Source organism: Citricoccus zhacaiensis, from assembly GCF_014645315.1.
Classification (GTDB): domain Bacteria; phylum Actinomycetota; class Actinomycetes; order Actinomycetales; family Micrococcaceae; genus Citricoccus; species Citricoccus zhacaiensis.
Window position 1 is genome coordinate 166,407 of sequence record NZ_BMLQ01000001.1, and the last position, 25,887, is coordinate 192,293.

General features: G+C 69.8%; 21 protein-coding genes. 9 read left to right on the forward strand and 12 right to left on the reverse strand.

Annotation, left to right across the window (positions count from 1 at the left end; translation table 11 throughout):
* Positions 1 to 55 precede the first annotated feature (55 nt).
* Positions 56 to 1,540, forward strand: a complete 1,485-nt coding sequence (locus IEX49_RS00720) for a malate:quinone oxidoreductase (protein ID WP_188803234.1) — start codon at positions 56 to 58, stop codon at positions 1,538 to 1,540.
* Here the strand turns inward: IEX49_RS00720 and IEX49_RS00725 are convergent.
* Both IEX49_RS00725 and IEX49_RS00730 read right to left on the reverse strand, forming a co-directional pair.
* Positions 1,527 to 4,616 carry an AAA family ATPase gene (locus IEX49_RS00725; RefSeq protein ID WP_188803236.1) on the reverse strand — a complete coding sequence of 1,030 codons (3,090 nt, stop codon included), beginning with the start codon at positions 4,614 to 4,616 and terminating at the stop codon, positions 1,527 to 1,529. The two genes, IEX49_RS00720 and IEX49_RS00725, sit on opposite strands and share 14 nt — an antisense overlap.
* Positions 4,613 to 5,896 (reverse strand): exonuclease SbcCD subunit D, encoded by a 1,284-nt coding sequence (locus IEX49_RS00730; RefSeq protein WP_188803238.1) that lies wholly within the window; start codon positions 5,894 to 5,896, stop codon positions 4,613 to 4,615. Before IEX49_RS00730 ends, IEX49_RS00725 begins: the two co-directional genes overlap by 4 nt.
* A gap of 134 nt (positions 5,897 to 6,030) precedes the next feature.
* Between IEX49_RS00730 and IEX49_RS00735 the strand changes: the two genes are divergently transcribed.
* Positions 6,031 to 7,191: an ADP-ribosylglycohydrolase family protein gene (locus IEX49_RS00735; protein WP_229672067.1), complete on the forward strand. Its 1,161-nt coding sequence runs from the start codon at positions 6,031 to 6,033 to the stop codon at positions 7,189 to 7,191.
* 38 nt (positions 7,192 to 7,229) lie between these two features.
* On the opposite strand, the gene IEX49_RS00740 is transcribed toward IEX49_RS00735, so the two are convergent.
* Positions 7,230 to 8,702 (reverse strand): NAD-dependent succinate-semialdehyde dehydrogenase, encoded by a 1,473-nt coding sequence (locus tag IEX49_RS00740; RefSeq protein WP_188803240.1) that lies wholly within the window; start codon positions 8,700 to 8,702, stop codon positions 7,230 to 7,232.
* 110 nt (positions 8,703 to 8,812) lie between these two features.
* On the opposite strand from IEX49_RS00740, the gene IEX49_RS00745 reads away from it, so the two are divergent.
* The gene (locus IEX49_RS00745; RefSeq protein ID WP_188803243.1) at positions 8,813 to 10,072 is read left to right on the forward strand and encodes an aspartate aminotransferase family protein; all 1,260 of its coding nucleotides are present in this window, start codon (positions 8,813 to 8,815) and stop codon (positions 10,070 to 10,072) included.
* Between the two features lie 19 nt (positions 10,073 to 10,091).
* The gene (locus tag IEX49_RS00750; protein ID WP_188803245.1) at positions 10,092 to 10,634 is read left to right on the forward strand and encodes a DUF3830 family protein; all 543 of its coding nucleotides are present in this window, start codon (positions 10,092 to 10,094) and stop codon (positions 10,632 to 10,634) included.
* 3 nt (positions 10,635 to 10,637) lie between these two features.
* Here the strand turns inward: IEX49_RS00750 and IEX49_RS00755 are convergent, their stop codons facing one another.
* On the reverse strand, positions 10,638 to 12,020 hold the full coding sequence (locus IEX49_RS00755) for an amidase (RefSeq protein WP_188803247.1): 1,383 nt from the start codon (positions 12,018 to 12,020) through the stop codon (positions 10,638 to 10,640).
* 237 nt (positions 12,021 to 12,257) lie between these two features.
* Here IEX49_RS00755 and IEX49_RS00760 point away from each other — a divergent pair, with 237 nt between their 5' ends.
* On the forward strand, positions 12,258 to 13,016 hold the full coding sequence (locus IEX49_RS00760; protein ID WP_229672068.1) for a maleate cis-trans isomerase family protein: 759 nt from the start codon (positions 12,258 to 12,260) through the stop codon (positions 13,014 to 13,016).
* Entirely contained in the window at positions 13,013 to 13,762 is a 750-nt protein-coding gene (locus tag IEX49_RS00765) for a maleate cis-trans isomerase family protein (RefSeq protein WP_188803251.1), read from the forward strand. Before IEX49_RS00760 ends, IEX49_RS00765 begins: the two co-directional genes overlap by 4 nt.
* Before the next feature lie 24 nt (positions 13,763 to 13,786).
* Here IEX49_RS00765 and IEX49_RS00770 read toward each other — a convergent pair whose 3' ends face one another.
* Positions 13,787 to 15,103, reverse strand: coding sequence for a Glu/Leu/Phe/Val dehydrogenase dimerization domain-containing protein (locus IEX49_RS00770; RefSeq protein ID WP_188803253.1), 1,317 nt, complete (start codon positions 15,101 to 15,103; stop codon positions 13,787 to 13,789).
* Positions 15,104 to 15,332: 229 nt separating this feature from the next.
* Between IEX49_RS00770 and IEX49_RS00775 the strand changes: the two genes are divergently transcribed.
* Positions 15,333 to 16,280, forward strand: a complete 948-nt coding sequence (locus IEX49_RS00775; RefSeq protein ID WP_188803255.1) for a LysR family transcriptional regulator — start codon at positions 15,333 to 15,335, stop codon at positions 16,278 to 16,280.
* A gap of 276 nt (positions 16,281 to 16,556) precedes the next feature.
* Positions 16,557 to 18,434, forward strand: coding sequence for an HNH endonuclease signature motif containing protein (locus IEX49_RS00780; RefSeq protein ID WP_188803262.1), 1,878 nt, complete (start codon positions 16,557 to 16,559; stop codon positions 18,432 to 18,434).
* A gap of 70 nt (positions 18,435 to 18,504) precedes the next feature.
* Here IEX49_RS00780 and IEX49_RS00785 read toward each other — a convergent pair whose 3' ends face one another.
* From IEX49_RS00785 to clpS, 7 genes are all read right to left on the reverse strand, one after another.
* Complete coding sequence (locus IEX49_RS00785) at positions 18,505 to 19,746, reverse strand: 3'-5' exonuclease (RefSeq protein WP_188803264.1); 1,242 nt, start codon at positions 19,744 to 19,746, stop codon at positions 18,505 to 18,507.
* A complete protein-coding gene (gene rdgB / locus IEX49_RS00790) occupies positions 19,746 to 20,417 on the reverse strand; it encodes an RdgB/HAM1 family non-canonical purine NTP pyrophosphatase (protein ID WP_188803266.1) in 672 nt (223 codons plus the stop codon). The genes IEX49_RS00785 and rdgB overlap by 1 nt, the downstream gene beginning before the upstream one ends.
* Positions 20,414 to 21,211 (reverse strand): ribonuclease PH, encoded by a 798-nt coding sequence (gene rph / locus IEX49_RS00795; protein WP_188803267.1) that lies wholly within the window; start codon positions 21,209 to 21,211, stop codon positions 20,414 to 20,416. Before rph ends, rdgB begins: the two co-directional genes overlap by 4 nt.
* A 103-nt stretch (positions 21,212 to 21,314) precedes the next feature.
* Positions 21,315 to 22,136 carry an MBL fold metallo-hydrolase gene (locus IEX49_RS00800; protein ID WP_188803269.1) on the reverse strand — a complete coding sequence of 274 codons (822 nt, stop codon included), beginning with the start codon at positions 22,134 to 22,136 and terminating at the stop codon, positions 21,315 to 21,317.
* On the reverse strand, positions 22,133 to 23,191 hold the full coding sequence (gene murI, locus IEX49_RS00805) for a glutamate racemase (protein ID WP_229672069.1): 1,059 nt from the start codon (positions 23,189 to 23,191) through the stop codon (positions 22,133 to 22,135). Before murI ends, IEX49_RS00800 begins: the two co-directional genes overlap by 4 nt.
* Positions 23,192 to 23,295: 104 nt before the next feature.
* On the reverse strand, positions 23,296 to 24,006 hold the full coding sequence (locus IEX49_RS00810; RefSeq protein WP_188803271.1) for a DUF2017 family protein: 711 nt from the start codon (positions 24,004 to 24,006) through the stop codon (positions 23,296 to 23,298).
* Positions 24,006 to 24,422, reverse strand: coding sequence for an ATP-dependent Clp protease adapter ClpS (clpS, locus tag IEX49_RS00815; RefSeq protein WP_188803273.1), 417 nt, complete (start codon positions 24,420 to 24,422; stop codon positions 24,006 to 24,008). Before clpS ends, IEX49_RS00810 begins: the two co-directional genes overlap by 1 nt.
* 106 nt (positions 24,423 to 24,528) lie before the next feature.
* Between clpS and IEX49_RS00820 the strand changes: the two genes are divergently transcribed.
* Entirely contained in the window at positions 24,529 to 25,857 is a 1,329-nt protein-coding gene (locus tag IEX49_RS00820) for a nicotinate phosphoribosyltransferase (protein ID WP_229672134.1), read from the forward strand.
* The last annotated feature ends 30 nt before the right edge of the window (positions 25,858 to 25,887 follow it).

The following is a 25,887-nucleotide window of genomic DNA, read 5'->3' on the forward strand; positions in this document are numbered from 1 at the left end:
TAAAGTCAAGGGCAGACCCCTATCTGTCACCCATCCGTAACCCTGGGAGAGAATCGTGAGCCAGCAGTCTGCCGCAACCACCTACGACGTTGTCCTGGTGGGGGGTGGCATCATGAGCGCCACGCTGGGGACCTTCCTGCAGCAGCTGCAGCCGGACTGGTCGATCGGCCTGTTCGAGAATCTCAACCAGGCCGGTCTCGAGTCCTCCGACCCCTGGAACAACGCCGGCACCGGTCACGCCGCCCTCTGCGAGCTGAACTACTCCCCGCTGGGTCCCGATGGCACGGTTGATCCGACCAAGGCACTGGCCATCAACGAGCAGTTCCAGGTCAGCCGTCAGTTCTGGTCCTACCTGGTCAACGAGGGCAAGCTCGGCGACCCGAAGACCTTCATCAATCCGCTGCCGCACATGAGCTTTGTGTGGGGCAACGACCACGCCGACTACCTCAAGACCCGCCACGAGTCCCTCAGCGCCCACCCGCTGTTCGAGACCATGGAGTACACGGAGGACCCGGACACCATCCGCGGCTGGGCCCCGCTGCTCATTGACGGTCGCAAGGGCGGCCAGCGGCTGGCCGCCTCCCGCCAGACCAACGGCACGGACGTGGACTTCGGCTCGCTGACCCGGCAGTTGACCACCAACCTGGCCAACTCCGGTGTGGACGTGCGCTTCGGCCACAAGGTCACCTCCGTGGACCGCGGCACCGACGGGCGATGGGAACTCAAGGTCAAGAACAAGGCCGCCGGCGAGTCCTTCACCGCCCGGGCCCGCTTCGTCTTCCTGGGGGCCGGGGGCGGTGCCCTGCACCTGCTGCAGTCCTCCGGCATCCCCGAGGGCAAGGGCTTCGGCGGCTTCCCCGTCTCCGGCAAGTTCCTCAAGTGCACTGACGAGTCGATCGTCAACCAGCACATGGCCAAGGTCTACGGCCAGGCCTCGGTCGGCGCCCCGCCGATGTCCGTTCCGCACCTGGACACCCGCTTCGTGGACGGGCGCCGTTCGCTGCTGTTCGGCCCCTATGGCGGCTTCTCCTCGAACTTCCTGAAGTCCGGGTCCTACCTGGACCTGCCCCTGTCGGTCCGGGCGCACAACCTGTTGCCCATGCTCAACGTCGCCAAGGACAACGTGGACCTGGTGAAGTACCTCGTCACCGAGGTCACCAAGAGTCAGGCCAAGAAGGTCGATGCCCTCCAGGACTTCTACCCGCTCGCCAACGGTGGCGACTGGGAGATGATCACCGCTGGCCAGCGTGTGCAGGTCATGAAGAAGGACCCGAAGAAGGGCGGCGTGCTGCAGTTCGGCACCGAGGTCGTCACGGCGGGTGACGGCTCGATCGGCGCTTTGCTGGGTGCCTCCCCGGGCGCATCTCAGGCGGCTCCGATCATGGTCGGACTACTGGAGAAGTGCTTCCCCGCCATGATGGAGGCGTGGAAGCCGAAGCTGCAGGAGATGATCCCTTCCCGCGGTCACCGGCTCAACGAGAACCGGTCCCTGATGGAAGAGGTCGAGCAGGCCACCAACGCCGCGCTCAAGCTCGCCTGACCGGCCCCGCCCGGTCCGGCACTCGGACCTGAAGGTGTGAACCCTGCTGGGTCTTCTGCACCTCGAGCCGGTAGCCGATGTCCTGCTTCATCCGGTCCACGTGGCTGACGATGCCGATGGTCCGGCCACCGGCCTGCAGTCCGTCCAGCACGTCCATGACGTCGGCCAGGGTGGCGGTGTCCAGGGATCCGAAGCCCTCGTCCACGAACAGGGTGTCCATATCCACTCCCCCGGCCTCGGCCTGCACGGTGTCCGCCAGCCCCAGGGCCAGGGCCAGCGAGGCCATGAACGTCTCCCCGCCGGACAGGGTCGAGGCGGCCCGCTCGTCCTCGGTGTACCGGTCGAACACCGTGATGTCGAGCCCACGGATGCCGCGGCCCCGCGCCGAGTCGTCGTGGCGCAACTCGTACCGGCCCTGGGTCATGCCCAGGAGCCGTTCCGTGGCGGCTGCCACCACCTCCTCCAGGCGACCGGCGAGCACGTAACTGCCGAGAGTCATCTTGTAGGAGTTCTCCCCCGCGCCGCGGACGAGCCTGAGCAGCCCCTCCGTCTCTTCGAGATCCGCCACCTGGCCGGCGGAGCGTCCGGCGACCTCGGTCAGCACGCCGGCCTGCCGGGCCGTCTGCCGGTGCAGTGACTCCAGCACGCCGACCCGTTCACCCGCGGCATCACGATGCTGCGTGGCGGCGTCCAGGGCCGCCTCGAACTGTGCCACCTCCTGCTCCGACGGCGGTTCGACGCCGGCCCGGAGAAGCTCACGTCCGCGTTGCACCGGCTCACTGGCGGCCAGCTCGGCCAGGCGTGCCTCCTCGTGGTCCCAGTCCCGGACTGAAGCCGCGAGCCGGGCCTCCTCCTCGGACGGCAACACGGCGGCACGAACGTCCTCGACCGTGGCGAAGGGACTCGCCCCCAGCTCAGCGGAGAGGTGTTCGGCGGCCTGGACGGCCAATGACCGGTGGGTGGATTCAGCAGCCGCAGCCGCGACCACGGTGTCCACGAGTTGCTTGGCCGCCTCCAGTTCCCGACGCACCTCAGCGAGGTCGGTCCGGCCGTCCAGGGCCTCTGCCACCACCCTGCGGAGGCGATCGATGTCCTCGTCCGCCGCCGTCAACCGGGCCTGCGCCGCAGCGAGGTCTCCGCGAGCCGTCTCGGCGGCCTTGGCCTGGGCCAGCTGGTCCTGTTCGTTCTGCTGCACAGCGGTACGGGCCAGCTCGAGGTCCCGGGCTGCTTGCTGTGCGGCGGACACCGCATCATGGGCCTGTGCCAGCGCCGCTTCGGCCTCCTGCGGTGACAGGCCGGCCGAGGCCAGCCGGCTGGCCTCAGCCGTCCGGCGCGCCTCGTCCACGGCGGCCTCGGCACGGCGCCGGACTGCCGTGAGTTCGTCCATGTCCTGTCGGGCCCGGTCCTGGGCCTCGGCGGAGATCTCGGAGCCCCCCGGGGCCGCCGGGGACGGGTGGTCCACGGATCCACACACCTGGCATGCCTGGCCGTCCTGCAGAGCAGCCGCCAACAGTGAGGCGGCCCCGGCCAGCCGCCGTTCGACGAGATCCTGCCAGGCATCCACGGCCGCTTGGGCCCGGTCGGTGGCAGTCCGCAACGCGTCCTCGGCGGCCGCCCTGGCGTGGTGGTCCCGCTCATGGGCCAGTGCTGCTTCCCTCCGGGCGGTGGACTGTTCAAGGAGCAACCCGGCCGGGCCCAGGCTCGCGGCCGGACTGGCCAGGTCCTCGAGGCGCTGGTGCAGGCTACGCTGCGCTGCCACCAGCACGTCCCGTTCGGCCTCTGCCGACGTGGCGGTGCGGGTCGAGACCTCGATGGAGTCGATCAGCCGGGCACGTTCCTCCTCGGCCCGGGTCAGGGCTGTAGCGTCCCGCTCGCGGTCGGCCAGCCGGTCGAGGTCCCGTTCGGCCCGTTGGCGCAGGTCGTCGAAGCGGGACACCAGGTCGGCTGACGTCTCGACGCCGGCCCGGTCCCCGGCTCTGTCCCACGCCAGACAGTAGTCATCCGCCCACGCCCGTTCCACGGCACGGTCCAGAGCCACACGATGCTCGCGGTGGGCGTCCTCGGCCGCCCGGGCCTCCGTGGCCCTGCGGTGCACGGGCACTGCCGCCCCGTGCTGTTCGACGGCAGACCGGGCGGAGACCGCGTGGTCTCGCTTCTCCTCGTGGCGGCTGGTCCGGTCCGCCCAGGCCTGTGCGGCCTGCAGGTCCTGGCGGGTCCGGTTCACCGCGTCCACGGCCCGTTGAGCACGGGACGCCTCCACCACGGCGTCTTGGCGTGCGGCGCGGGAGGCCTCCAGGGCAGCGGCGACGGCACCGGTCGACTGGGACACGAGCTCGGCGTCCGGCCACCCCTCCGGCTCGGCTTCGGAGCCCCACCATCCCTCTCCCAGTCCGTCCTGCAGCGAGTACAGGAGATCCTGGCGGGCTGTGGCCACGAGATCCCGGTCCCGCCGCGCCGCTTGTTCCAGAGCCTGCTGCCGTGCGGCCAGGGACGTCGCAACCCCGTCATACCGGCCCGTGCCGAAAAGCTTGCGCAGCAGCGTCTCCTTCTCCTGGGAGCCGGCCCTCAGGAAGGCGGCGAACTCCCCCTGGGGCAACAGCACGACACGCATGAACTGCTCGGCGTCCAGATACAGCTCCTGGCGCAACAGCTGGCCGATCTCGTCCGCCCGCACCGAGACCTCGGCCCACTCCCCGTCCCGGAGTTCACGGAGCACCGCACCGGCCTTCTCCTCGGTCAGGCTGATGCCGGCCTCGCCCTGGCGTTGCCGTTTGGCCGGACGCCGGTACTTCGGCCACCGCAGAACCTCGAAGTTCCGGGCGCCGATGGTGAAGTCCAGCAGGACCTCGGGCCGAGTCCCGATCGGGGACTGGGTGCTCGCCAGCCCCTCGGCGCTCCGGCCACCGGGGACCGTTCCGTAGAGCGCGAAGCAGATCCCGGCCAGCACGGTGGATTTGCCGGCACCGGTGGGGCCGTCGAGCAAGAACAATCCGGCCTCGTTGAGTTCGGAGAAGTCGATGTTCTCCCGTCCGGCGAAGGGGCCGAAGGCCTGCAGCTCAAGACGATGGATCCTCATGCGGCGCCTCCCTCATACTCGAGCGCGGTCCGGCTCTCCGCCAACGCGGCCGTCAACAGCGCTGTCTCGGAGGCGGACGCCGGGCGCTGCCGCACATGCTCCACGAATCCGGTGCACACCTCGAGGTCCGAGGTCGCGGCGGCCAGCCGGGCGGCGTAGGTCGACGTCACCGCGGCGGCGCCGACGTCGGGATGGAGGACGAAGTTCAACAGCCCGTCGAAGCGCTCCTTCAGCCGGCGGTAGGCCTGCGGGGGGCGTACCGGGTCCGTGACGGTGATCTGGCACCAGCGGTCCTCCGCCCACGCGTGGTCCGGGTTGTCCAACAGGTCCTCGATCCGTCCTCGCAGGACGGCAAGCTTCCTGCCGGCGGACCAGTCCACGGTCTCGACGCCCGTCACCGCGCCCCCGGCCGTCCTCACGAGCAGTCCGCCCTTGGTGTGGTTGGCCTCGGAGAAGGAGTAAGGCAGTGGCGATCCCGAGTACCGCACCGTCTCCGCCATCCGCTGGCGGCCATGAAGGTGGCCCAGTGCCACGTAGTCGATGCCCTCGAAGACCGAGACCGGGACCTGGCCGAGGGTGCCCACCAGTAGCTCCTCCGGCGCGCAGTCCGCCTGCCCCGTCTGGTTCCCGGGCACCTGGTTCTTGAGCACGTGGTTCTCGGGAGCCTCCGCCCCGATGTCCCGCTCACTGTCCGACCCGGCACCGCCTGCGGCGAAGAGATGCGCCATGGCGACCACGGCCACGTCTTGCTCCTGCTCCTGCTCGTGCTCCTGGCCGCCGAACCGCGCCGCAGCGTCCTCCCGGATCCTTCGCACCGCCTCGGCCGTCACCGCAGTGTGGTTCGGTTCCACCTCCCACACCTGTCCGGCGTGCCGGGGTTCGAGGTAGGGCACACCGTAGACGGCGACCAGGCCGCCGTCGGGATCCTCCAGCACCACCGGTGCGGTGACCTGGTCCATCCGGGTCCGGAAGTGCACCCCGGAGGCGCCCATGAGGTGGCCGCCGAAGCCCAGCCGGATGGCGGAATCGTGGTTCCCGCTGGTCAGCACCACGGCCGCCCCGGCGGTCACCAGCTCAGCGAGCGCCCGGTCGAGGACCTCCACGGCATCAGCGGCGGGCAGGGCACGGTCATACACGTCACCGGACACCAGGACCAGGTCCACGCCCCGGTCCCGGACCGTGGCCGCCATCTGGCCGAGGACCTCACGCTGTGCCTCGAGCAGTCCGGTTCCGTGGAACGACCGGCCCAGGTGCCAGTCAGAGGTGTGCAGGATCAACATGGACTCCACGCTATCCGGCACCGGGGACGCGTTTGGCACTTCTCCACAACCGCGGTCGTCCCGATGTGGTCCTGCAGGTGTCGTCCTACCGATGTGGTCGTGCCATGCCGCCGGCAGTGCCTACGATGGAGGTCATGAGCGAATCCGCCGCGCCGTCCTCCCCCTCCTACCCCTCACGGGTGCTGGGCCTGCTGTCCGGCGGTGCCGCCGGGGACGCCCTGGGCTATACCGTCGAGTTCTCCTCCCTGGCGCAGATCCGCGCCGAGCACGGGGACGGCGGGCTGACGCACCCCCTCCAGGTCCCCACCATCCGTGCGGGCGGGACGATCCCCGTCAGCGACGACACGCAGATGACGCTCTTCGTCCTTGACGGCCTGCTCGACTGGATCGAATGGGCCAACGAGGGCTCCATGGCCGATCCCTCCGCCTGCGTGTGGCTCTCCTGCCTGCGCTGGTACCGCACCCAGACCGGCACCCTCCCCGAGGGTGCCCCCGAGCCGCCCACTCGGTGGCTCGAGGAGCACCCGGAGATGCACGTGCGCCGGGCTCCCGGCAACGCCTGCCTGTCCGGCCTGTCCTCGCGTGACATGGGCCTGCCCCACCAGCCGCAGAACCCAGAGTCGAAGGGCTGCGGGACCGTCATGCGCTCGGCCCCCTACGGCATGGTCCCCGGCCTGGAGGACACCATGGTCGTGTCCCTCGCCCGCCGGGGTGCCGTCCTGACCCACGGCCATCCGGCGGCCTGGACCTCGGCCGCCGCCTTCGGCCTGATGATCTCCCGGCTCATGGCAGGGCACACGGTCGACGCGTCCGTCACCGCCGCGCTGGAGTGGCTGGACACCGTGCCCGACGACGGCGGCACGGCCGCGGCGGTCCGTGCGGCCGTCGCTCTGGCCGGGTCGGTCGGCGCTGACCGACCGGACGGATCTGACGGATCTGCAAGTACCGGTGCTCTCCCCGCCGCACTGGGCGAGGGCTGGGTGGCCGAGGAGGCCCTGGCCATCGCCGTCTACGCCGTGCTGGTGACGGGCGGTGCGGTGGATCCCGTCGCCATGGACCCGGAAGCCGAGGCGTTGGTGCCCGTCGATTTCCGCGCGGCGCTGCATTTCCGATCGGCCCTGCATCTGGCCGTCAACCACGGCGGCGATTCCGATTCGACCGGCTCCCTGGCCGGCCAACTCCTCGGGGCCCACTACGGGATGACCATCTTCCCCGATGCCGCTGTCCCCGCATGGATCGGTGAGCGGGATATCGTGGCCGAGGCCGCCCGCCGGTGGGTCGCCGCGACCAGCTGAGCCGGAGCACGATCAGAGACTGGTATCAAAGGCTGGCATCAGAGTCCGACGCTGATGTACTTCGTCTCCAGGAACTCGTCGATGCCGCTGAATCCGCCCTCACGGCCCACCCCGGACTCCTTGACACCGCCGAAGGGTGCCGCCGGGTTGGAGACCACCCCGCGGTTGAGGCCGACCATCCCCGTCTCCAGTGCGTGGCTGACGCGGAAGCCGCGCGCCAGGTCGGTGGTGTAGAGGTACGAGACCAGCCCGTAGGGGGTGTCGTTGGCGATCGCCACGGCCTCCTCCTCGGTGTCGAACTCGGAGAGCGCGGCCACGGGCCCGAAGATCTCGGCACTGCACATCTCGGCGTCGGCCGGCACCCCGGTGAGCACCGTCGCCGGATAGTAGTGACCCGGCCGGTCCACGGCCTGCCCGCCCAGCCGCACCTCCGCCCCGCGCCCGACGGCGTCGCGCACGAGTTCGGTGACCTTGTCCACGGCCCCGGCATTGATGAGCGGCCCCACGACCACACCGTCCTCCACACCGCGCCCGAGCGGCAGCTCGGCCATGCGCCGGGTGAGCCGATCGGCGAAGTCCGCGGCCACCGAGCGCTGGACCAGGATGCGGTTGGCGGCGGTGCAGGCCTGGCCGATGTTGCGCATCTTGGCCTGCATCGCGCCCTCCACGGCGGCATCCAGGTCGGCGTCCTCGAAGACCAGGAACGGGGCGTTGCCGCCCAGTTCCATCGAGGTGCGCATGACGGTCTTCGCGGCGAGTTCCAGCAGTCCCTTGCCCACCTCGGTGGAGCCGGTGAAGGACAGCTTGCGGGACCTCGGGTCGAGGATCAGAGGGGTCATCACGTCGTTGCTGCGTTTCGTGGTGACCACGTTGACCACCCCGTCCGGAACCCCGGCGCGGACGAGGATCTCGGCCAGGGCCAGGATGGACAGCGGCGTGTGGGAGGCGGGCTTGATGACGCAGGTGCACCCGGCAGCCAGCGCCGGGCCGATCTTGCGGGTCCCCATGGCCAGCGGGAAGTTCCACGGCGTGATGAGGATGCAGGGCCCCACGGGCTCGCGGGCCACCAGGAAGCGGGAGTCGCCGGCAGGGGCGGTCATGTAGCCCCCGTCGATCCGCACCGCCTCCTCGGCGAACCAGCGGAAGAACTCGGCCGCGTAGGCCACCTCACCGCGGGCCTCCGCCAGAGGTTTGCCCATCTCCAGGGTCATGACCAGGGCCAGCCGGTCGGTCTCCTCGACCATGAGCCGGTGGGCCCGGCTCAGGATCTCGCTGCGCTGCCGTGGCGGGGTCGCCGCCCAGTCGGCCTGGGCCGTCGCCGCGGCGTCCAGGGCGCCGGCGGCCTCCTCCGGGCTGGCGTCGGCCACCTCGGTCAGGACCTCTCCCGTGGACGGATCCTCCACGGGCATGGAACGGGCGGTGGTCTGCCACCGGCCGCCGGCGAACAGGCCGGTCGGCACGGAGGCGATGGCCGCTGCCTCGGTGGTTGAAGAGGGGGTTGACTGGCGCATGGGCTGCCTCCGCGTCGTGGATCCTTGCCGGTCCGCCCATCGTAGAAGTACTGTCAACACCCAACCGCAGCCACCGACCCAGTACCCACTCCTCGACCGGAGGCTCATCTATGACGGCGTTGTCACCCCATCTGAAGCAGGCCAGTCCCGTGATCGTGGACCATGCCCTCGGAAGTTGCCTCTACGACCAGGACGGGCGACGGTTCCTCGACTTCACCGCCGGCATCGGGGTAGTCAGCACGGGCCACTGCCATCCGCGCGTGGTGGCAGCCGCCCAGGAGCAGGTGGCCTCCCTCATCCACGGCCAGTACACGACCGTCATGCACCGGCCCCTGCTCGAGTTGACCGAGAAACTGGCCGAGGTGCTGCCGGGCCACCTGGACTCTCTGTTCTTCGCGAACTCCGGCAGCGAGGCCGTGGAGGCGGCGCTGCGCCTGGTCCGGCAGGCCACCGCGCGGCCGAACGTCATCGTGTTCCACGGCGGCTTCCACGGCCGCACGGTGGCCGCCTCGACCATGACCACGTCCGGCACGCGGTTCTCCGCCGGGTTCAGTCCCCTGATGTCCGGGGTGCACGTGGCCCCGTTCCCCACCGCCTACCGCTACGGCTGGAGCGAGGAGGAGGCCACGGCCTTCGCCCTGCGGGAGCTGGACTACCTCTTCGCCACCGTGACGTCCCCGCAGGAGACGGCGGCGTTCATCGTGGAGCCGGTCCTCGGCGAAGGGGGCTACATCCCCGGGAACACCGCCTTCTTCGCCGGGCTGCGCGAGCGGGCGGACCGGCACGGCATCCTGTTGGTCATGGACGAGATCCAGACCGGATTCGGCCGCACCGGACGGTACTTCGGGCACCAGCACTTTGACGTCTTTCCGGACATCATCACCTTCGCCAAGGGCATCGCCTCCGGCTTCCCGCTGTCCGGGATCGCCGCCACCGCAGAGGTGATGGCCCGCGCCTGGCCGGGGTCCCAGGGGGGCACCTACGGTGCCAACGCCGTGTCCTGTGCGGCCGCCGTCGCGACCCTGCGGGTGATCGAGGACGAGGGGCTCGTGGGCAACGCCGCCGAACGCGGCACCCAATTGCTCGACGGCGCCCGGTCGGCCGCCACGGCCGGCTCCCCCGGTGCCAGTGGGATCGGGGACGTCCGCGGGCTCGGGCTGATGGTGGGCAGCGAGTTCACCGCCGCCGACGGCACCCCCGATCCGGTCCGGGCCAAGGCCGCCCTGACCGTGGCGGCGGACAAGGGACTGCTGATGCTGACCTGTGGCGCCTACATGAACGTGGTACGGATGATCCCGCCGCTCGTCGTCACCGCGGAGGAGATCGATGAGGGGCTCGGCCTGTGGTCCGAGGTCCTCGCGGAGATCTAGAAAGAACTACGGAGACCCGATGCCACGCCACCTCACGCTCACGCTCGCCACCCGCGGAGTGTCCTGCCGCGTCCGGTTGCTCGACGACCTCGCTCCGGCCACGTGTGCGGCCGTCTGGGAAGCCCTCCCGCTGGCCGGGGACGCCTATCACGCGAAGTTCGCCCGCAACGAGGTGTACGCCCTGCTGCCCCGCATTACGGCGGCACCCCGGCGGGAGAACCCCACGGTCACGCCGATCCCCGGGGACGTGTGCCTGTTCGACTTCGAGCCCTGGGAGATCGGCAACCCGGCCTACGGCTATGCTCCCGGCACCACCGCCCATGAGGCACAGGGCGCCACGGACCTGGCCCTGTTCTACGACCGGAACAACCTGCTCCTCAACGGCGACGTCGGCTGGGTCCCGGGCAACGTGTTCGGCACGGTCGTGGCGGGCCCGGACGGCTCAGCAGACGGCCCGGACAGCTCGACCGATTCCGCCGGGCTCGAGGCCATGGCCGCGGCCTGCAATGACCTGTGGCGGAACGGATTCGCCGGCGAGCGGCTGGTGTTCGAGCGCGAGTAGGGGCTACTGCTCCAGCAGCCACTCCACGAACCGTGCGACGGCCAGCACGAGGTCGTCGGAGTGCCGCGGACCCACGATCTGCAGCCCCACGGGCAGACCGGCGGCGGTGACGCCCACGGGGATGCTGATGGCCGGCTGCTGGGTGAGGTTGAACGGAAAGCTGAACGTCGCCCACTGCGGCCAACGCTCCAGTCCACTGCCGGGAGGGACCTCGTGCCCGGCCTCGAACGCCGGGATCCCCACGGCGGGGGTGAGCAGCACGTTGTGCTCCTCGTGGAAGGAGCCCATCGTGATCCCCGCCTGCGCGGCGACGTCCCGGGCCCGGAGGTACTCGACCGCGCTGATCGTCTCCCCCCGGTCCCACACCCGACCCAGACCCGGATCGACCTTCTCCCGGGTGCCGGGTGAGCTGGCGGCCATCGTGTCCAGCAGGGTGGCGGCTCCGCTGGCCCACAACACCTCGAAGGCCTCGATCGGATCGGTGAAGCCGGGATCGGCCTCGGTGACGGGCAGCCCCGCCTCGTCGATCCGCCGCACCACCGCGTCCACGACGGCCGCGACCTCGCCGTCCACGGTCGCGTAGCCGAGGTCACGCGAGTAGGCCACGTGCAGTCCGGCCACCTCCCGGTTGAATTCTCCGCGGAAGGTCCGTTGCGGCGGCGCCAGCGAGGTGGGATCCCGGGGATCCGGCAGCGCCAGGATGTCCATCATCAGGGCCGCGTCCTCCACCGTGCGCGTCATCGGCCCGGCATGGGCCAGCGGACCGAACGGGCTGGCCGGGTACAGCGGGATCCGACCATGGGTGGGCTTGAAGCCCACGATGCCGCAGAAGGAGGCCGGGATGCGGACGCTGCCGCCGCCGTCGGTCCCCACGGAGCACGGCCCCATGCCAGCGGCCACCGCGGCCGCAGAACCACCGGAGGAGCCGCCGGCGGTCAACCGCGGATCGGCGGGGTTGCGGGTGATGCCCGTCAGCGGACTGTCCGTGACCGCCTTCCAGGCGAGCTCCGGCGTCGTGGTCTTGCCGAGGAAGACCATGCCGTCCGCGCGGAGCCGGGCCGCGACGGGCGAGTCCACCGTCCACGGCTGGTCCGTATCGATGGACCGGGAACCCCGAAGGGTGGGCCAGCCGTCCGTCAGGAAGATGTCCTTGATGGAGACCGGCACGCCGTCCAGGAGCCCCTGGGGGTGGTCACTGAGCCACCTGGCCTCGGACGCGCGGGCCTGGTCCAGCGCACGGTCACCGTCCACGAGGCAGTAGGCCCCCAGCTCGCCGTCCGCCGTCCCGATCCGGTCCAGGATCGCGGTGGTGGCCTCGACGGGCGAGAGCGACCGGCTCCCATAGGCGGCCACGAGCTCGACGGCGGTCATCTGGGTGGGGTCCATCTGCAGCTCCCGGTAGGTGACATGGTGTTCGGCGACATCGTCCGGACGGCTTCGTGGACGCTCAGGTTCACGGCCGTCACGTCCCCGCATTATGGGGGTTTGATCTGCGCGGATGGAAGGGCCCACGCGTCGTGACCCGCCCATGGTCGCGAGGACGGTGGCGCCCCTATGATTCAGCCCATCATCAACTCGGCAGATCGACGTGGCAGACCGACGTGGAAGGGGGCGGGGGCGGCAGTGGACCTGTCAGACATCGATTTCGACGGTCCCGTGACCCAGCGCGGCATCGGCGTGATCGCGCCCTTCGACCTGGCCCTGGAGCGGGAACTGTGGCGGTGGACGCCGTTGGACGTCAGCCTCCACCTCGCCCGGACGCCCTTCGAGCCGGTGCCGGTCAGCCTGAGGATGGCCGAGCTCGTCTCCGAGAGGCGGCACGTGCAGACAGCCACCCGGGACGTGCTCGGCGTGGATCCGGAGGTCGTGGCCTACCTGTGCACCGCCGGCAGCTTCATCCACGGGCTCGAGTACGAATCCGAACTCCGCCGGTCCATCCTGGAGGCCGGAGCTCCCGACGCCGTCACCACCTCCGGCGCCCTGGCGGAGGCCGTGCGGGCCCTGGGACTGCGGCGGGTCTCGGTGATCACCCCCTATGACGCCGACCTGACGGACCGCCTGGTGGCCTTCCTCGGCGAACTCGGAGTGGCCGTGCCGCAGTGTCACTACCTCGGCCTGGGCGGCGGGATCTGGCGGGTCAACTACCGCACCGTGGCCGAGCTCATCCTCGCGGCGGACACCCCAGACTCCGAGGCCATCTTCGTCTCCTGCACCAACCTGCCCACCTACGACATCGTCGAACCGCTGGAACGCCGGCTCGGCAAGCCCGTTCTGACCGCGAACCAACTGACAGTCTGGGCCTGCCTCGGCCGCATGGGCCTGCCGATGGTCGGCCCGGGCCGCTGGCTGGCCGACGTCTTCCGAGAGGAATCCCCCTCGTGACCACCATCGGCATCATCTACCCGGACCACGCTGCCGAGGACGAATACCCGACTGCGGCGAGCCTGCTCGGCGTGCGCCTGCCGGTCGTGCACATCTACGGCACCGACCTCCACGCGGTTCCCGAACTCCTCGATCTGGGCAGCCCGGAGAAGCTCGCGGAGGGGGTCTCGCGGCTGATCGCGGCCGTGGCAGCGGACGCGGTGGGCCCGGTGGACGCGTCGGCGGGCGCAGTGGACGCGGTGATGTGGGCCTGCACCTCCGGCAGCTTCGTCTACGGCCACGCGGGCGTTCGCCAGCAGGCCGACCAGCTGGCCACGGTGGCCGGAGTGCCGGCGGCGAGCACGTCGCAGTCGTTCGTGGCCGCCGTGGCCGCGCTCGGCGTCGGACGGGTCGCCGTGGCGGCCAGCTATCCCGAGGAGGTGGCGGTGCTCTTCACCGACTTCCTGGCCGCCTCGGGGATCGAGGTGGTGGCCCGGGGCAGTGCCGCGATCGACACGGCGGCGGAGGTGGGCTCCCTGGAGGGCGCCCGGGTGATGGATCTGGCCCTGCAGAACGACCATCCGGCCGCCGAGGCGCTGCTCATTCCGGACACAGCCATGCACACGCTGGACGTGTTGCCCGCGATCGAGGGCCGGCTGGGCAAGCCCGTTCTCACGGCCAACCAGGTCACGATCTGGCACGGTCTCCGGCTGGCCGGCTCGCCGGTGGTCTCGGACCGGCTGGGCGCGTTGTTCACGCGGGTGTAGTGGTGCCGGCAGCGCCCGGCGCGGTCAGGGAATGGTGATCTGGCGACCGGCGAGTGCCTCCAGGTTGGCGCTGGCGAATCCCCAGGCACTGCGCCGGGGGCTCACCCGGGCACCGCTCCATTCTGCGAGCATGTAGGCCACCTTGCCCTGCATCTCCTGCCGCAGGCGGCGGAACGAATCCTCGGGGTCGGTGCCCACCTGACCCTGCAGCAACCACCAGGCCCAAGCCGCGGCCCCGGCGTTGGCCACGAAGTCCGGGATCACCGGGATCCCGCGCACGGCCAGGCGTTCCTCCGCGTCCGGCGTCGTGGGTGAGTTCGCGGCCTCGACCACCGCCCGGGCCGCGACGTCCGCCACGGACCCGACCCCCAGCGCATAGGAGACCGCCGCCGGGACGAGGATGTCCGCGGGCGCCACGAGCACCGCCTCGCGCGGCAGGAACTCGACGCCGGACGGTACGGTCGCCCGGTCAATCTCGCCGTAGTGGTCGCGGGCGGCCAGCAGGGCCGGGATGTCCAGGCCGCGGGGACAGAACAGGGTGCCGGCGGCGTCGGCGATCGCGGTCACGGGGACACCGGCCTCGTGCAGGTACCAGGCGGCCCCTCCGCCCATGGTGCCGATGCCCTGGATGGCGACCGTGGTCCGCGTGGGTTCCCATCCGAGAGCGGCCGCCGTCCCCAGGCAGGCCTGGGCCACCCCGTAGCCACCGATCACGTCACCCAGCGGCAGGCCGTCCCGGTCCACAGTCTCGAGTCCTGCGCGGACGCGGTCCAGGGTGGCCGCCGGGTCCGGCGAGCGCCGGATGGCGGCGTGAAAGGACTGGTCCAACCCCAGCCGGGTGAAGACGGCGTCGAGGTCCGACTGGGAGACGCCGAGGTCCTCGGCGGTGACCCAGGAGTTCTCGAGCCACGGCCGCATGTGCGCGAAGAAGCGCTCCAGGACCCCCAGCGCGTCCGGGTCCCGCGGATCGCAGTCGATGCCCGCCTTGGCCCCGCCGACGGGCAGGCCGAACGCCGCGGTCTTGGTGGCCATGCAGCGTGCCAGGTCGGCGACTTCGTCCCGGGTGCAGCCGGCTCGCATGCGGGTGCCGCCCGTGGCCATGCCCGCCACCAGGGTGTGCAGCACGAGCCATCCCCGGGAGCCGGTGACCGGGTCGGTCCACACGATCTCCTGCTCCGGCGGGCGGTCGAAGGGGTCTGGACGCGTGAACGGCTCTCCCGGTGGATTCCCGGACAGGGATTCTGGCCTCGCTCCGGGAAGGGTTTCTGGCCTGGTGCCGCGCGCTGCTCCACTGGTGCTGTAATGCGTTCGGTTGCCATCAGGGTTCTGGATCAGGGTCATGCCCGCCACCTCCATCGAGTTCACGGTTGGTCCCGCAGCGGTTCGCCCTCCGGTGCGTGCTCCGGTGCGTGCTTCGGTGAATGTTCGGATTCCGCCGGCTCGGCTCCGGCTCGTACTCCCAGCGTGGAGGGGGTTGCCCTTGGCGTCTATCGCCGGTTCATGCACGATGCTGTGCACCGGGACTGCAAGGTCTCCCTCGCCATGGCAGCCCGCCCCTATGCTGACGCGCATGGAGTTGTCGTTGCGTCGGCTGAGGATGCTGCGGGAGTTGCACCTGCGCGGCACCGTGACCGCCGTGGCGGCCGCCCTGCACTACAGCCCGTCCGGCATCTCCCAGCAGTTGGCCCAGCTGGAGCGCGACGTCGGCGCCCGGCTCGTGGAGCGGCATGGCCGCCGGCTACTGCTCACCGACCTCGGGCTCGTTCTCGCCGAACATGCCGAACAGATCCTCGGCTCGGTGGACCGGGCGACCATGGCCCTGGAGCAGGCTCAGAATGGGGTGACGGCACGTCTCACCGCGGGTGTGTGGGCGTCCGTGGCCTCTAGTCTCGTTCCGCAGGCCCTCTCCAGACTGGCGGTGAAGTATCCCGGTATCGAGGTCCGCACCGTGGAGTTGGATCCGGAGCAGACGGCGGGTGCGGTCAAGGACGGCACCTTGGACTTCTCCTTCGTCATCGACTACTCGGTGACTCCGGTGGACTGGGACCCGAGCCTGACCCGGACGGTCATCGCCGTGGAGCGGCTCCACGCCGCCGTGCCCACCGGGATGATCCCCGCCGAGACGGTGCGGCTGGCCCAGCTGGCCGACTATCCGTGGATCCTGGCCCGAGCGAGCGACCACTTCGGCCATGCGGTCCGCATCGCCTGCCACCAGAAGGGCTTCGACCCGAGGATCGTCCACACCGTGGCCGAACAGCCCACCGCCCTGGCCATGGCCGCCGGCGGGCTCGGGGTGACACTGGTGTCCGATCTCGCACTGGAGCTGATCCCGGACGGAGTGGACATCATCGCCCTGGAGGAACCCGTGATGCGGACAGTCTCCATCGCCTACCGGACCACCCCCACTCGTCGACCATCGCTCGAGCTCGTCATTAACGCGATCCGCACGGCCGCCGCTGAGAAGGGACTGGCCATCGGCTCAGCCCCGGCCTCGCCTGAGCCCGCTAGGGAGTCCTGAGCGCGCTACGGAGTCCTGAGTTCGCTGCGGTGCCCTCAGTTCGCTGCGGAATCTTGGTTCACCGTTGTCACCATCCTCACCGACCGCAGCGACCGCTGCGACCGCTGCGACCGCTGCGTCCGCTGCGCCCACTTTTCCCTCCGCAGTACTCCACACCCTGATTTCCTTGCTCGGCCCTCCACATTCTGGGGGAGGGTGCTTATCTCGTCCGTTACACATGATCGAATATATGTACTAGAACAATTGGCGGCGACAGGGCGGAAGGAGAGCAGAGGCATGACGGCAGAGGAGAGCGAACCCTCGCGTGGCCTGGACGAGTTGGCCGAGTGGGCCACTCCGGAGGTCCTTGATGTCGCTCACCAAGCCTTGGAAGTATTGGCCGAACGCCTGTCCGGCCCCACCACGGTCGATGCCTTCGAACGCGTGATCCTGCCACCCGCTGATGCAGACTGGTCCGGGCTGACCTCTCTCGCGCCGATTGCCCCGGGAGAGTCGCCCCACGGCCCCGACTTCGTGGCCGCACCGGAGACCTTCGCGTCCGGTTCGCTACCCGTCATCCACCGTAGGGTCGAAGATCTGGGGCGTCTTCTGACAGCGGTACATACGTCGTTGGCCGGTCATGCCGCCCATGCCATGGGTGAGGGCCCCCTCCGCGAGCCGTTGCTCGGCATCCCCGGAGGGGCCAAGCCGTTTCGGGACGCCCCGGACTGGATGGTGAAGACCCTGCGGATTCCCCGGCCGGAGGCACGCAGACGCATCCACCGTGCCCGCCAGATCCAGCCGCCGGCCCCAGAGATCACCGGCCACCAGCGCAGTGCCGCCTACCCTGTCCTGGCTGAAGCCTTCCTGCAGGGGCATCTCGACCCGGCCACACTCGACCTGATCTCCACTGCCCTGGACCAGACGAAAAAGGAGGCCGAGGCGACGAACGCGGACCCCTCCTTGACCGCGGATTGGCTGTCCCGGGGCGAGGAGACCCTGACGGCCCAGGCCACCGTCCTGGACCCGGAGTTGATGCGACATGCCTGTACCCGCTGGCGTCAGTGGGCCCAACACGCGCTCAACCCGGATGGGGCAGAGCCGTCCGAGGCTGTCCCGTCCGTCCAGCAAGGGCTTTCCTACCGAGGCAAGCGACGGGGCTTCCATCTGTGGAAGATCGCTGCGGACGACCTCCAGCATGAGGTCCTCTGCACCATCGCCGGCGCCGCGACCAATCCCCGCGCGCAGACCGATGTTCTCCAGAGCGATGCAGCGCCCACCAGCAGCGCGAGGACTACTGCGGAGACACCCGCAGGCAGCTCCTCCAAGGCTGGCGAAGCGGGCAGCGCCGAAGGCGACCCCACGAACGCCGCAGAGGTTCCTCGAGGGGAGAACCCTTCGTCGGAGGTTCCTGTCGAGGGCGTCTCGGATGAAGCAGGCCTCTGGCCAGATGCCGACGTCATGTCCGTCGACCGCCGGTCCCGTCACCAGCGCCAACTCGACGGCCTGACTTCCGCCCTCATGGGTGCATTGGCCTTGGTCGAGGGCAACGGCCTGCCGTCGTCCGGCGGGAATCGCCCTCTGGTCATGGTGACCATCGACTACGAGACACTCGCCGGTCAGGTCGGGAGCAGCCAGGATTCCACAACCGGGACCTCCCCGCCCGAGTCCAGATCGGCCAACGCACCGAAACCACCAGACCCATCAGACCCACCCGACGAGACGGACATGCTCCCCCTCGACCTCGGCACCTACAGATCGGAGGCGGCCTTCACCGGTCCGATCAGTCCCAGCACCGTCCGTACCCTCGCCTGTGACGCCGATATACTGCCCGTGGTCATGGGCGGCTCAGGACAGATCCTGGATGTGGGGCGCACCCAACGGCTCTTTCCACATCGGCTCCGCCGGGCCATCACAGCCCGCGACGGCGGATGCGCATCACCCGGCTGCACGATTCCCGCGCCATGGTGCGAGGTACACCACATCCAGTGGTGGACCCACGGCGGAGTGACGAGCGTGGACAACGGGGTGCTGCTCTGCAGTCGGCATCATCACGCGGTCCACAGCGGCTCCTGGGACATCAGCGTCGAAGACGGCGGCGTCCCCTGGTTCATCCCCGCACCCTACCTGGACCCGTTCAGGACGCCCCAGCGCAACCGGTACTGGCGGGCCTAGGCGTGGGCCGAGCCGACACGATGAGTCGGGGCGCGCGACTGGCACATCGCACCGTGGCTGCCAGTATCACCTACACAGCGGCGTCGGGCCAGTTGCCATCCAGCATCTGCAGGAACTCCGGTTCGGAGACGAGTTCCACATGTTGACCCTGCTGACGGCGAGCCAGTGCGTCCCGCGTCTTGCGGTGCCCGATCGCCCCGCCGCGCGTTGCCGCGCCAAGGTCCTCAGAGCGGAAGCCGTCTCCGACGACCAACATGGTGGTCTGCGCGTTGACTCGGCTGCCCGTCCGCGCGCCCCACGCGGCGGCCCGGTTCTTGGCCTCCTGCCGCGGCATGCCCAGGTTGCCCGTGAACACCACGGTGTGTCCATACAGGGGATGAGCCGGGTCTGCGTCGGCGGCAGGCTCGGGGTTGATCCCCTCATCCGGCCAGTGCATCAAGTCAGGCATCCGTTCGGCGTGCGGCAGCACCACGGTGGAGTCGAAGACGGGCCCGAGCCCGCGGGCCTGCCGGGTGGCACGGGATTCCGGGCTGGTTCCGGCCCTGCGAGCCTCCAGCTGCCGCAACCGCACCCCGTCGAGGGCCAGGAACTCGGCTAGCCCCGCTTCCAGCAGCCCGGTGGAGGACCGCATGGTCAGTGTTCTGCTCGCTGTGCCCGCCGAGCCCGTGGTGACCGGAGGCGTCGATTCTCCCTCTGTCGCGAAGTGCGCGCCGGCGTCCGGACGTTCCAGCAGCGGTCGATCCGTCAGCTGCGGATCAGCCAATTGCAGACCAGCCATTTGCAGATCGGCCGGTTGACGGGCTGCCCTTCGACGCTCGACCACATCGATCATGATCCAGGCGCAGGCCTCAGCATCGGCGAGGGCATCGTGGTGGTTCTCGAGTGGATGCCCCGCCTCCATGGCGGCCACTGGCAGAGCGTAGGACGGCAGGTCATAGGTACGCCGCGCCATCACCAGGGAGCAGGCATAGTCGAAGCGAGGGATGTCTCGGCCGGAGACCTCGAGAGCCGATTCGATGACTCCGATGTCGAAGCCGGCGTTGTGGGCCACGAGGGGGTCGGAGCCGATGAAGTCCGCCATGTCACCGAACACGTCGGCGAATCGCGGGGCGCCGGCCACTTGAGCCGCCGTGATGCCATGGATTCCCACGTTCCGAGCGTCGAACCGGTCGAAGCCTACTGGCGGCCTCATCAACCAGTACGCGCGTTCCACCGGCTGGCCGTTGCGGACCCGCACGAGGCCCACGGAACACGGAGAACCGCGGAAGCCGTTGGCGGTCTCAAAGTCCAGCGCCGTGAAGTCGAGCGCCATCAGCGCCCTCCGCCGGACGCGTCATCATGTGGCCCGGCCAGCAAACGCACCAGTTCGGGGAGCAGCTGCCGAAAGGCGGTGCCACGGTGGCTGATGGAGTTCTTCACCTCGGGATCCAGTTCAGCCACGGAGACGTGCATGCCATGCGGCTGCAGGATCGGGTCATAGCCGAACCCACCCGTGCCCCGTGGCGCGGTCAGCAGGGTGCCGGCCAGGAAGCCGAGTTCGACATGCTCCTCGCCGGCCGGCGTTGCCACCGCGGCAGCACAGACGAACGCGGCATTACGGTGCTCGGGCTTCACGTCCGCCATCTGGTCCAGGAGCAGACGCAGGTTGGCGTCATCATCCCCGTGGCGTCCGGCCCATCGGGCGGAGAAGATCCCGGGGGCACCCCCGAGGACCTCCACGGACAGGCCGGAGTCGTCGGCCACAGCCACCAGCCCGGTGTGCCGGGCGACGGCATGAGCCTTCTTGAGGGAATTCTCCTCGAAGGTGACTCCGTCCTCCACCACGTCTGGGGCCTCCAGGGCCGCAGCGTCGACGACCTGGGTGTCGACGTCCAGTCCAGGCACCTGTCCACGGAGCAGTTCACGCAGTTCACGCAGCTTGCCCTGGTTACGGGTGGCCAGCACCAGCCGGGGCTCGGACGCGGCGCTTGCTCCGCCGCTCACCGCTCGCCGGCCAGGGTCTCGCGCTGGATGCGGGCCAGCTCGGCGGACCCAGCCACGGCCAGGTCGAGCAGGGAGTCGAGTTCGGAACGGTTGAACGGGGCACCTTCGGCGGTGCCTTGAACCTCCACGAAGTCGCCCGATCCGGTGACCACCACGTTCATGTCCGTCTCGGCGCGGACGTCCTCCACGTAGGGCAGGTCCAGCATAGGGACACCGTCGATGATGCCGACGGATACCGCGGAGACGGAGTCCTTCAGCGGCTGGGCGGACGCCGGGATGACTCCCTGTCCCTTGGCCCAGGCGATCGCCTCCGCGAGTGCCACGTAGGCGCCGGTGACCGAGGCGGTGCGAGTGCCGCCGTCGGCCTCCAGGACATCGCAGTCCAGCACGATGGTGTTCTCGCCCAGGGCCTTAAGGTCAATGATGGCGCGTAGCGAACGGCCGATGAGACGGGAGATCTCGTGAGTCCGGCCACCGATCTTGCCCTTGACGGACTCGCGCTGGGAGCGGGTGTTCGTGGCCCGAGGCAACATCGCGTACTCGGCGGTGACCCAGCCCGTGCCCTCGCCCTTGAGCCAGCGCGGGACGCCCTGCGTGAACGAGGCGGTGCACAGCACGCGGGTGTTGCCGAACTCGATCAGTGCGGATCCCTCGGCCTGGCGGGACCAGCCACGGGTGATGCTGATGGGACGCAGTTCGTTGACGGCGCGCCCGTCCTGGCGGGTCGCGGTGGACGAGGCGCCGGTCGTGCCGTTTTCGGGCAGGGCAGAAGCTCCGGAAGTCGATGAGGTCATGAAAGCCATCCTACCGAGGGCCCGGACGCGTTAATCGGGACCTGAGCACATCGGGCACCGGGCATGCTGGACACACCAGACACACCAGACACGCCACAGCGGTCTAGACCCGGTAGGTGACCCCGGAGACCGCGACGGCAAGGTCGCCCGCATAGGTCTCCCGCGCCTCGATGGACGCGGCCAGCGGATCGGTCCACACGGGAAGGTGGGTCAGCAGCAGTCGGCGGGCGCCGGCGTCGGTGGCCATCTGCCCGGCCCGCCGGCCGGTGAGGTGGACGCCGTCGATGCCATCGTCACGGCCCTCCTGGAAGGCAGCCTCGCAGAGGAACAGATCGGCGTCGCGGGCGGCCTCGACCAGGCCATCACAGGTGTCCGTGTCCCCGGAGTAGGTCAGCACCCGGTGCACCGGCTCCCCGTCCGGGCCGGGTTCGGTGACCTCCAGGCGCAGGGCGTACGCCTCATCAATGGGGTGGCGCACCGGAACCGGCGTGATGGTGAAGGGGCCGACGCTCACGGGGACGTTCGCCTGCCAGTGGTGGAAGTCGAAATCGGGATGCATGCCTGGGTCAGGGTCGAGTCCATAGGCGGTCGCCATGCGGTCCGCGGTGGCGGCGGGACCGTACACGGGAACGTGGATCCCCTTCCAGCCGTACGGGTTCCAGCGGATGGCCACGTGCAGCCCGCAGAGGTCCATGCAGTGGTCCGGGTGCAGGTGGGTCAGCAGCACCGCGTCGATGTCGTCCAGAGCCATGTAGCGCTGCAATGTGCCCAGGGCACCGTTGCCGAGGTCCATCAGGATCCGCCAGGTCTTCCGGCTGCCGGGGGCCCCGCCCGGGTCCGGCCCTTCAGCCGTCACGAGGTAGCACGAGGCCGGCGAGCCCGGACCGGGAAACGATCCTGAGGCCCCGATGATGGTGAGCTTCACCCTGCGTCCGGCCTTTCATCCGTGGCGATCCCCCGGTGGCCCGAGCTCGACAGGGTCGAGGCCGGCACGGGGGATCCTGCGTTGGGACCACTGTACTGTCCGTTTCCGCCCCGCCCGCTCGCACCCTGGGCCGCCGAGAGCATCTCCGGGGTGATCCGGGCCAGCACTCCGGTCGGGTAACGCTCAGAGATGTGGTCGACCTGCTGCACGCCGCCGACCTCAGGCCCGAGGAAGCGGCGGGCCAGCGCCTCGAAAGACTGCGGATCGCCGGTCGCCATGAACCGATGACCCGGGTTCTCCGCAGCACGACCCGCCGTACCGTCCGCTGTACCGCCAGCAGGATCACCAGCCGGACTCTCCAGCCCGTGCCGGACCAGCGCCCGGTACACGTCCTTGGCCGTCTCCTCCGCAGAGGAGACCAGCGTGACGGACTCCCCCATCACCAGCGAGATCACGCCCGTCAGCAGCGGATAGTGGGTGCACCCCAGCACCAGGGTGTCCACGCCGGCCTCCTGGAGCGGGGCTAGGTACCGCTCGGCGGTGGCCAGCAACTCCGGCCCGGTGGTGACACCGGCCTCCACGAACTCGACGAACCGCGGGCAGGCGACCGAGGTGATCTCCAGCTGCGGTGCGGCGGCGAAGGTGTCCTCGTAGGCCCGCGAGCTCACCGTGGCCTCGGTCCCGATGACCCCGATCCTCCCATTGCGGGTGGCGGCGACGGCACGGCGCACGGCCGGTTGGATGACCTCCACCACCGGAATCCCGTACCGGGCGGTGTACCGTTCCCGGGCATCGCGCAGGACGGCGGCCGAAGCGGAATTGCAGGCGATGACCAGGACCTTCACGCCGGCGTCGACCAATTCGTCCATGATGCCGAGCGCGAAGGCGCGCACCTGGGCGATGGTCCTCGGACCGTAGGGGCCGTTGGCCGTATCCCCCACGTACGCGATCTGTTCGCCGGGCAGCTGATCGATGATGGCGCGGGCGACTGTCAGCCCGCCGACCCCGGAATCGAAGACGCCGATGGGGGCCGTCGGCACGGGCGTGTTGGTCATGGTCGGGTGGGTCCTTCGGTCAGCAGGTGTCATGCCAGCGGGTGCGGAGCCAGCAGGTGCAGATCCAGCAGGTGCAGATCCAGCAGTCTGCAGTCAAGCACGATTCAGTCGGGAAGCCGGGTGGACAGGGCCAGCATCAGCGTCTCGAGCAGCCACGTGGTGAAGTTGTACAACAGCGCCATGTAGGACTCCACGTCCTTGGCCGCGGACCAGTCGTCCACCGCGTGCACCCGTTCGGCATCCTCATCCGTGTCGATGCCCAGCCGGGCCGAGAGCACCAGGCGCACGTCGTTGAGGGCACGGCTGAAGGCGATGGCGTGCTCTTCGTCCAGCACCACGGGGTTGACCTGCAGGGCCGCCACCGCCCGTTGGAGATCGGCCGTCTTGGCCCGGCGGACGCCATCCTCCGTCAGGGCTCGGAACTCGCCGGCGGCGGCCTGCTCGGTGGGGGTGTCGCCGTGTACCCCGGGCGGCAGCAGCCGCGCGAGGGCCTCGTCCTGCGGGGCGGCCCGCACCGGAGCGCTCTCGCCGGCACCCCTGGAATTCCCGACGCCGGCCGCCTCGTCGCCACCGGCATCGTCCGCTCCCAGAGGCCCCAATCCCGCGACGATGTCCCAGAACGGGTCTGAAGAGGATGGGGTTGCCGATGTGGACGCGGAATCGGAGGCAGACCCCGTGGGCGCTGAGGGGGGTGCCTCCTGCTCCACGTCCAGCAGCTGGATCACGTCCTTGAACAGGGTCCGCAGCAGGCGCCGCTCGGCCTTCTCCAGGTCGGCGACGAACCCCTTCGGCGTGCTCTTGAAGGCACGGGCCATCAGGCTCCCTCCCCCTGCTCGTGCTGGAGGGTGGCCCACAGCCCGTAGCCGTGCATCGCCTGGACGTGGCGTTCGGATTCCTCCCGGCCACCGGAGGAGACGATCGCCTTGCCCTCCTGGTGGACCTGGAGCATCAAGGAGTCCGCCTTGGTGCGGCTGAAGCCGAAATAGGACCGGAACACATAGGAGACGTAGCTCATGAGGTTGACGGGATCATTCCACACGACCACCTGCCAGGGCCGGTCAGCGGCGGTGCGCTCAGCGGTCCCGGCAGAGGTCTCCTCCCGCTCCAAGACGTCTGTTCCGGTCCCGGGCCGTCCGCCCGGAAGATCTCGGGGGCGGTCCTGGTGAGAACCGCTGTGAGCGCCATCCCGGAGCCCGGGGGACCTGCCAGGGGAACTGAGGGTCGAGAACATGGCAGCCATTCTACGGCGGACGGTGTCCAGCCCTCCGCGTCCAGCACCCTGCACCCGGCGTCCAAGCGGAGTCAGGAGTTGTAGGGTGTCAGTCGTGACCGACCAGATTTCCACCGGCCCTGCCGGTTGGCTGCTCCCGACGTCCCTGTTCACGGACCACTATGAACTGACCATGTTGGAGGCCGCCCTCCAGTCAGGGGCAGCGCACCGCCGCAGCCTATTCGAGGTCTTCGCCCGCCGCCTGGCCGAGGGCCGCCGCTACGGCGTGGTGGCGGGGACCGGGCGCCTGCTCGAGGGACTGGCCACCTTTCGCTTCGGCACCGAGGAACTCGATTTCCTCTCCGACCAACGGGTAGTCAATGACACCACCCTGCAGTGGCTGGCCGATTTCCGGTTCTCCGGCAACATCTACGGCTACGCCGAGGGTGAGGCGTACTTCCCCTATTCGCCGCTCCTCCAGGTCGAGTCGACCTTCGCCGAGGCCTGCATCCTCGAGACCTACCTGCTGTCCGTGCTCAACTACGACTCCGCGGTGGCCTCGGCCGCAGCGCGCATGACCTCCGCCGCCAACGGCCGCCCCTGCATCGAGATGGGCTCGCGACGGATCAATGAGGAGTCCGCCGTCGCCGCAGCCCGAGCGGCCGTCATCGCGGGCTTCGCCTCCACCTCCAACCTCGCCGCCGGAAGCCGCTACGGCCTGGAGACGGTCGGCACCGCTGCCCACTCCTTCACCCTGTTGCACGATTCCGAACGCGAGGCATTCGAGGCCCAAGTGGCCTCGTTGGGCAAGGACACCACCCTGCTGGTGGACACCTTCGACGTGGAGTCCGGCGTCCGCACCGCCGTCGAGGTGGCCGGACGGGAGCTGCGCAACGTGCGGCTGGACTCGGGTGACCTGGTGGAGCAGGCGCATTGGGTGCGCTCCCTGCTCAACGAGCTCGGCAACCACGAGACCGGCATCATGGTCACCTCGGACCTGGACGAGTACGCCATCGCCCACCTGCAGTCGGCGCCGGTGAACTCGTACGGCGTGGGAACCCGGCTGGTCACCGGCTCGGGCGCCCCCACGGCGTCGATGGTCTACAAGCTGGTCAGCCGCCAGGACGGCAACGGCGAATGGATCGATGTGGCCAAGGCCGCCTCCGGCAAGAATTCCCTGGGCGGCCGCAAGCACGCGGTCCGCCGGCTCAACGGGTCCGGCCGCGCCACCGCCGAACTGCTCACGGTCAACCAGCGGGCCGAATCCGAGGGCGACAACCGCCCGCTGCAACACGCCTTCGTCCGCGATGGTGAGCTCCAGCCCGGCTGGACCGGACCGGCCGCCGTCACCCGCGCGGCAGACCGGCACCGGGCCTCCCGTGCGGAATTGCCCGCCGCTGTGCGTAGACTGCAGCCCGGCGAACCGGTCATCCCGACCGTGTTCAACGAGGCCTGAGGGCCTCCCCCACCACCGCTACACCCCCGC

Bases quoted from the DNA above. Each gene is read 5' to 3' on its own strand.
- IEX49_RS00730 (WP_188803238.1), bottom strand. From the start codon at position 5,896: ATGTTGATCCTGCACACCTCTGACTGGCACCTGGGCCGGTCGTTCCAC.
- IEX49_RS00725 (WP_188803236.1), bottom strand. From the start codon at position 4,616: ATGAGGATCCATCGTCTTGAGCTGCAGGCCTTCGGCCCCTTCGCCGGA.
- murI (WP_229672069.1), bottom strand. From the start codon at position 23,191: ATGACCAACACGCCCGTGCCGACGGCCCCCATCGGCGTCTTCGATTCC.
- IEX49_RS00770 (WP_188803253.1), bottom strand. From the start codon at position 15,103: ATGACCCTGATCCAGAACCCTGATGGCAACCGAACGCATTACAGCACC.
- IEX49_RS00755 (WP_188803247.1), bottom strand. From the start codon at position 12,020: ATGGACCCCACCCAGATGACCGCCGTCGAGCTCGTGGCCGCCTATGGG.
- IEX49_RS00775 (WP_188803255.1), top strand. From the start codon at position 15,333: ATGGAGTTGTCGTTGCGTCGGCTGAGGATGCTGCGGGAGTTGCACCTG.
- IEX49_RS00740 (WP_188803240.1), bottom strand. From the start codon at position 8,702: ATGCGCCAGTCAACCCCCTCTTCAACCACCGAGGCAGCGGCCATCGCC.
- clpS (WP_188803273.1), bottom strand. From the start codon at position 24,422: ATGTTCTCGACCCTCAGTTCCCCTGGCAGGTCCCCCGGGCTCCGGGAT.
- IEX49_RS00810 (WP_188803271.1), bottom strand. From the start codon at position 24,006: ATGGCCCGTGCCTTCAAGAGCACGCCGAAGGGGTTCGTCGCCGACCTG.
- IEX49_RS00785 (WP_188803264.1), bottom strand. From the start codon at position 19,746: ATGGCGCTCGACTTCACGGCGCTGGACTTTGAGACCGCCAACGGCTTC.
- IEX49_RS00750 (WP_188803245.1), top strand. From the start codon at position 10,092: ATGCCACGCCACCTCACGCTCACGCTCGCCACCCGCGGAGTGTCCTGC.
- IEX49_RS00745 (WP_188803243.1), top strand. From the start codon at position 8,813: ATGACGGCGTTGTCACCCCATCTGAAGCAGGCCAGTCCCGTGATCGTG.
- rph (WP_188803267.1), bottom strand. From the start codon at position 21,211: ATGACCTCATCGACTTCCGGAGCTTCTGCCCTGCCCGAAAACGGCACG.
- IEX49_RS00735 (WP_229672067.1), top strand. From the start codon at position 6,031: ATGAGCGAATCCGCCGCGCCGTCCTCCCCCTCCTACCCCTCACGGGTG.
- IEX49_RS00780 (WP_188803262.1), top strand. From the start codon at position 16,557: ATGACGGCAGAGGAGAGCGAACCCTCGCGTGGCCTGGACGAGTTGGCC.